We start from the raw sequence: 324 nt of genomic DNA on the forward strand, positions 1-324 counted from the left end.
GAAGGGGTAGTGGGCGATGACACAGCGCATGGAGCCTCCACAGGGAAGAGGGGGAAAGACCGGGCCCGTCGAGGGTGTCGGGCGGTCAGACGGTGAGGGCGAGGACGCCCAGGGCGTAGCCGTGCTCGTCGACCACGGGGGACACACCGACCGCACGAGACGCCATGCACGCTCCCGGCCCCCAGGTGGACGACCACATGGCCGTGGACGAGGCGTTCTCCGTGCTCATCGGCGCCCGCGTCCCGTACCTGCTCCTCCGGGACGAGGACGGGCGGTGCGCCGGACTGGTCACCCGGGCCCAGCTCGCCGCGCACCGCGGCGGCT

Origin of the sequence: Streptomyces tricolor (genome assembly GCF_002155905.1) — a bacterium.
Lineage (GTDB): Bacteria > Actinomycetota > Actinomycetes > Streptomycetales > Streptomycetaceae > Streptomyces > Streptomyces tricolor.